Genomic DNA, 6,000 nt, shown 5'->3' with positions numbered 1-6,000 from the left:
GTCCGGGGGCGGGGTCAGTCGGACGGCGGGCCGCTGCCGGTGCCGAGCAGGAGCGGGCCGGTGGGGGAGGCGACGAGGTCGGCGACGGTGATCGGGTCCAGTGCGGCGTAGAAGGCACCCTGGGCGCGGCGCAGGGCCCCGCGCAGCCGGCAGGCCGAGCGCAGGGGGCAGGGGGTGTCGCCCTCGCACTCGACGACTTCCTCCGGCCCCTCCAGTTCCCGCACCAGTGAGCCGATCGACGCGGAACGGCCGGCCGGGGTCAGGGTGAGCCCGCCGCCCCGGCCGCGACGGGCTTCGAGGAGACCGAGGTGCTGGAGCCGGGCGACGACCTTCGCGGTGTGCGTGTACGGGACTCGCATGGTGGCCGCCACCTCGCGGGTGGTCGGCGCTTCCTCGCCCTCGGCGACCGCCAGCCGCATCAGGACGCGGAGTGCCACGTCGGTGAATCTCGTCAGGCGCATGGGGTCAGCGTAGATAAGTTGCATGAGCGATGCAAATTAAAAGGGGTGTTCGACGGCGGGGATCAACGTGCCCCGCCCGAAGGTGGATTAGTCGCACTCTTTTGTGTAATGGCGGGCCGGTCCTCCTGCTGAAAGGCTTTTGCTCGCAGGTCAGCCCATGATCGAGAGGACGTCAGATGTCCGTTGGTGAAGAGGTTCGCGACACGCAGGCGCCGCCGCAGCAGAGTCTGGGGACGGCAGCTGCGCGGAACCTCGCGACGACCACCAAATCCGCGCCGCAGATGCAGGAGATCACCTCGCGGTGGCTGCTGAAGATGCTGCCGTGGGTGCAGGTACAGGGCGGTACGTACCGGGTGAACCGTCGGCTCAGCTATTCGGTCGGTGACGGCCGGGTGACCTTCGTCCAGACCGGGGACCGGGTGGCCGTGATCCCCGCGGAGCTGGGGGAGCTGCCCGCCCTGCGGGACTTCGGCGACGAGGAGGTGCTCGCCGAGCTCGCCCGCAGGTGCGAGCAGCGGGACGTGGCCGCGGGGGAGGTGCTCGCCGCCTCGGGGGACGCGGCGGACCGGGTCTACCTGCTGGCGCACGGCAAGGTCGAGAAGATCGGCTCCGGTCTCTACGGGGACGAGACGGAGCTGGGGGTGCTCGCCGACGGCGCGTACTTCGGCGACCAGAGCCTGATCGACGGCAGCGCCGTCTGGGAGTACACCGCCCGCGCGGTCACCCCGTGCACACTCCTCACCCTGAGCCGGGCCGATGTGTACAACCTCGCGGAGCGCGCCGAATCGCTGCGCGGCCATCTCGCCGGACTGCTCTCCATCCCGCACCAGCGGACCAACCACTACGGCGAGGCGGCGATCGACCTCTCCGCGGGACATGTGGGGGAGGCGGTCGTCCCGCACACCTTCGTCGACTACGACGCGGCGCCCCGCGAGTACGAACTGAGCGTCGCCCAGACGGTGCTGAAGGTCCACAGCAGGGTCGCCGACCTCTACAACCAGCCGATGAACCAGACCGAGCAGCAGTTGCGGCTCACGGTCGAGGCGCTGCGCGAGCGCCAGGAGCACGAGCTGATCAACAACCGGGAGTTCGGCCTTCTCAACAACTGCGACTACGGGCAGCGGATCCAGCCCCACGACGGGGTGCCCGGCCCGGACGACATGGACGAGCTCCTCTCACGCCGCCGCGGATCGAAGCTCTTCCTCGCCCACCCGAAGGCCATCGCCGCCTTCGGCCGTGAGTGCAACCGGCGCGGACTCGTCCCGGAGAGCGTCGACATCGGCGGCCACCATGTGCCCGCCTGGCGCGGGGTGCCGATCTTCCCGTCCAACAAGATCCCCGTCACCGACGCCCGCACCACCTCCATCATCTGCATGAGGACCGGCGAGGCCGAGCAGGGCGTCATCGGCCTGCAGCAGACCGGGATCCCCGACGAGATCGAGCCGAGCCTCTCGGTCCGCTTCATGGGCATCGACGAGCAGGCGATCATCTCCTACCTCGTGACGGCCTACTACTCCGCCGCCATCCTGGTACCGGACGCCCTCGGAGTGCTGGAGAACGTCGAGGTCAGCCGCTGGCGCTGATCCCGAGTCACCCCCGGGGTCCGCACCCACAGCCTCGCCCCAGGGAGTTGACCGTGACCATGACCAGTACGGACGCAGCGACGGAAGGGCACGAGGCCGCGGCGCTCCTGGAGCGCACCCGCGCCGTCGTCGACCCGCATCTGCGATCGGCCGTGGAGTCGCTGCCCGGCGGCATACGCCGGATCGCGATGTACCACTTCGGCTGGGAGAACGCCGACGGAACCCCGGCCGCCGGCCAGGCCGGCAAAGCCATCAGGCCGGCCCTCGTGCTGGCCGCCGCCCGCGCGCTGGGCGGCGATCCGGAACGCGCGGTCCGGGCCGCCGTCGCCGTCGAACTCGCCCATAACTTCACCCTGCTCCACGACGACGTCATCGACGAGGACACCACCCGCAGGCACCGGCCCACCGCCTGGGCGGTGTTCGGGATCCCGGACGCCATCATCACCGGCGACGCCATGCTCGCCCTCGCCCAGCGGCTGCTCGCCGAGGACCCGCACCCGGCCGCGGCACTCGCCGTCGCCCGCCTCTCCACCTGCGTCATCGAGCTGTGCGCGGGCCAGCAGGCGGACTGCGCCTTCGAGGAGCGCGGACCCGACGAGGTCACGCTCGACGAATGCCTCGCCATGGCGACCGCCAAGACCGGTGCCCTGCTCGGCTGCGCCTGCGCGCTCGGGGCGCTCTACGCCGGGGCGGAGGACCGGGCGGTCCGCGCGATGGACGGGTTCGGACGGGAGGCCGGACTCTCGTTCCAGCTCATCGACGACCTGATCGGCATCTGGGGCGACCCCGACCGCACCGGCAAGCCCGTCGGGGCCGACCTGGCCGCCCACAAGAAGTCCCTGCCCGTGGTCGCCGCCCTCACCTCGGGCACCCCGGCCGCCGCCGAACTCGCCGCGCTCTACCGGGGGCCCATGAACACCGCAGCCGAGGTGAGCAGGGCGGCCGACGCGGTGGACCGGGCCGGCGGGCGGGACTGGGCGCAGGTCTGCGCGGCCGACCGGATGGCCCGCGCGGTCCACCACCTCTCCCGCGCGGTCCCCGACCCGAGCGCGGCGGGAGATCTGCTGGCCCTGGCCGAATTCGTCACCCGCCGCACCAGCTGACCCACCTCACGTGACCGGCGCAGTCGCCTCAACTCTAGTATTCCGGAGGTCGGTTGAAGGAAAGCAGCGGAGAGGCGGCAGCCCGTCATGGGTATACGGATCCAGCAGGCGGAGCAGCGCGACCGGGAGCTGGTCGTCTCGGTCATGGAGGAGGCCTTCCACGACGACCCGGTCAGCAGCTGGGTGTTCCCCGACGAGGCGCACCGGCGCGCGGTGCACGGCAGGTTCCTCGGCGTCTTCGTCGACGTCGCCCTCGCCGAGGGCCGTATCGACATCGCCGAGGACGGGGCGGCGGTGGCCCTGTGGCTGACGGTGCCCGCCGGGGCCCCCGAGGAGGAGGACCCCACGCCCGCCCTGATGCGGGCGACCGCCGACCCCGACAACGAGCGCTGCGAACTGGTGGGCAGGCTCACCGGGGCCGTTCACCCGCACGACCGCGCACACGCCTATCTGCTGATGATCGGCGTCCGTCCCGACCGCCAGGGGGAAGGCATCGGGGCGGAGCTGATCGGAGCGGAGCTGGAGCGCTGCGACCGGCAGGGCCTGCCGGCGTATCTGGAGGCGAGCAGCGCCCGGAGCCGGACGCTGTACGAGCGGCTCGGCTTCCGCTTCCCCGGCCGCACGGTCGACCTGCCGGACGGCCCGCCGATGTACCCCATGTGGCGGGACGCCCAGGCGGGTTGAGGCCCGCGGGGCCACAGGTCGGCTCCCTGCGCAGGGCGGTACGGAAGCTGTCGGAGGGCGGTACGCAAGCTGTCGGAGGCGGGGGCTACAGTCCCTGCTCATGACAGATGAGTCGTGGGCCGGCTGGTACCGGGACAACAAGGGTTCCGACGCCGCCGTTCTCACCACGGACGGACAGCGGATCCGGCTCCGGATCAGAGGGGCCGACTTCGAGGGCGAGAGCTTCGACGGCCTGAAACCCGTCGCGGGCGCCCCGCCGGAGAACGGGGCGTTCGATCTCCGGGACGGCGCGCTCGCCGACTGCGTCCTGGAGTGGGACCGGCCGCTGCCCGTCCTCGTCGCGGGCACGACACGCCACGCCACGCTCACGTGCCTGCTCTCCCTGCGCCGGGCCGACCCGGATCTCCACCTCGCTCTCCATCTGGACGGCGCGCTGTACGAATCGGCCCGCGCCGAACGCGACTTCGCCGCGGCCCTGGCCGCCGTCCAGCAGGCCCTTCCGGACGACGTCAGCCTTCAGACCCGTGCCGCCTGGCCCGGAGCCGCCTGACCTGAAGCCGTCCGGCCGCCACCGACAACCTGCCCGTCAATTTCCCGTCCTCCCGTCAGCGACGAACCGCTCGCGTCCGCCCCGTACCGCATTCCCGGTACGGGGCGGACGCGTGTCGCCCCGCTGCCTTCACCCGTTGCCTCCACCACATTGTTCTACTAGCATGCAAACAACGGAGGTTTTCCATGACAAGCAAGAACCTTGGCCGCGTCACTCTCGCCGCCCTGCCCTTTGTGCTCGCACTCCTCATCGACCTCACGCTCTACGCCACCGTGGAGGACCGCCTGCCCGACCGGCTGGCCGTCCACTTCGACGCCGGCGGGTCCGCCGACCGGTACATGAGCCTCAGCGCCTATCTCCTCTACACGGTCCCCTCGCTGCTCGTGCCCGGTGCGCTGTGGGCCCTCATCACGGTCAGGGGCAAGCCCCACGGCCGCGCCCACCGGTGGTTGACCGGCGGAGGCTTCGCCGTGGCCGCGTTCCTCGGCTATCTGCTGATCGCCGTCCTCTTCGTCAACGTGGACGTCCCCGAAGGCGGTTCGGCCGACGGGTTCCCGCTCTGGCACATCGCGGCGGCCCTCGCGGCGGCCGCCCTCGCCGGAGCCCTCGGGATGCTGCTGTCCCGGCTGGTCCCCGTGCCCGAGGACCCCCGTGACCTGGACCCGGCGACCCGGGAGCGGATCGTGCTCGCCGAGGGCGAGGTGGCTGCCTGGGGGCGCGGCATCGGCGCGTGGTGGGCACTCGTCGCCGTGCTGGTGCTGCTGGCGGCCGGTGTCACCGTAGGCCTGGAACAGAACTGGTTCATCGGGGCGCCGCTGATCGTGCTCGCCCTGGTGATCGGCACCTTCAGCCGCCCCCACGTCACCGTCGACCGGCGGGGCCTCACGGTCTCCGGTCTGCTGCCCCGGCCCCGGGTGCGGGTGCCGCTGGAGCGGATGGAGGCCGCGGGCAGCCGTAGTGTCAACGCCCTCGCGGAGTACGGCGGGTGGGGTTATCGCATCCGCCCCGAGCGCAGCGGTGTCATCACCCGCTCGGGCGAGGCCATCGTCATCAGCCTGACGAGCGGCCGTGAGTTCGCCGTCACCGTCGGGGACTCGGCCACCGGGGCGGCCCTGCTCAACACGCTGCTCGACCGGCAGCGGGCGGGGCGCTGACCATGCTTTTCCGGGTCGACCCGACCTCCACCGTGCCGCTCGGGGACCAGATCGCCGCCTCGGTCCGGCGTGCGGTCGCCGAGGGCGCGGTAGCCCCGGGCGAGCGGCTGCCCGCCGCCCGGGCGCTCGCCGAATCCCTCGGCGTGAACGTCCACACCGTGCTGCGAGGCTACCAACGGCTGCGCGAGGAAGGGCTCATCGAACTGCGCCGGGGCCGGGGCGCGGCGATCACCGCGGGAGCCTCGCCGCAGCGGGCCCGGCTGCTGGAGCGGGTCCGTGAAGCGGTCGCGGACGCCCGGGACCTGGGCATGACCGAGGACGAACTGCTGGCCCTCGTCCGCAGCGAACTCGACGCCTGACAGGGGGAGGCGTCGGGGACCGCGAAGAGGACCCTTCCGGAAGCGGAACGGTCCTCTGTCGTGTGGGGGGGGTGCCGGCCGGTCCCGGGACACGGGACCGGCCGGA

General features: G+C 72.0%; 6 protein-coding genes and 1 pseudogene. 6 read left to right on the top strand and 1 reads right to left on the bottom strand.

The genetic code is table 11. From position 1 onward, the window contains the following. Positions 1-14: 14 nt before the first annotated feature. On the bottom strand, positions 15-461 hold the full coding sequence (locus JS521_RS14800) for an RrF2 family transcriptional regulator (protein ID WP_205083438.1): 447 nt from the start codon (positions 459-461) through the stop codon (positions 15-17). A gap of 176 nt (positions 462-637) precedes the next feature. Between JS521_RS14800 and JS521_RS14795 the strand changes: the two genes are divergently transcribed. The 6 genes and pseudogenes from JS521_RS14795 to JS521_RS14770 all read left to right on the top strand — a co-directional run bounded on the left by JS521_RS14795 (position 638) and on the right by JS521_RS14770 (position 5,894). Continuing rightward, positions 638-2,044 carry a family 2B encapsulin nanocompartment shell protein gene (locus tag JS521_RS14795; RefSeq protein WP_205083437.1) on the top strand — a complete coding sequence of 469 codons (1,407 nt, stop codon included), beginning with the start codon at positions 638-640 and terminating at the stop codon, positions 2,042-2,044. 59 nt (positions 2,045-2,103) lie between these two features. Then, positions 2,104-3,147 (top strand): family 2 encapsulin nanocompartment cargo protein polyprenyl transferase, encoded by a 1,044-nt coding sequence (locus tag JS521_RS14790; RefSeq protein ID WP_205083444.1) that lies wholly within the window; start codon positions 2,104-2,106, stop codon positions 3,145-3,147. Between the two features lie 87 nt (positions 3,148-3,234). Continuing rightward, on the top strand, positions 3,235-3,831 hold the full coding sequence (locus JS521_RS14785) for a GNAT family N-acetyltransferase (protein ID WP_205083436.1): 597 nt from the start codon (positions 3,235-3,237) through the stop codon (positions 3,829-3,831). Positions 3,832-3,931: 100 nt separating this feature from the next. Further along, positions 3,932-4,354, top strand: a pseudogene (locus JS521_RS14780) (DUF6304 family protein); the annotation flags it as partial. Positions 4,355-4,566: 212 nt separating this feature from the next. After that, positions 4,567-5,535: a DUF1648 domain-containing protein gene (locus JS521_RS14775; protein ID WP_205083434.1), complete on the top strand. Its 969-nt coding sequence runs from the start codon at positions 4,567-4,569 to the stop codon at positions 5,533-5,535. Positions 5,536-5,537: 2 nt separating this feature from the next. Continuing rightward, positions 5,538-5,894, top strand: a complete 357-nt coding sequence (locus JS521_RS14770) for a GntR family transcriptional regulator (protein WP_205083433.1) — start codon at positions 5,538-5,540, stop codon at positions 5,892-5,894. Positions 5,895-6,000: the final 106 nt, after the last annotated feature.

The organism is Streptomyces durocortorensis, from assembly GCF_016901035.1.
GTDB classification, from domain to species: Bacteria; Actinomycetota; Actinomycetes; order Streptomycetales; family Streptomycetaceae; genus Streptomyces; species Streptomyces durocortorensis.
This window is presented reverse-complemented; position numbering and strand designations above follow the sequence as displayed.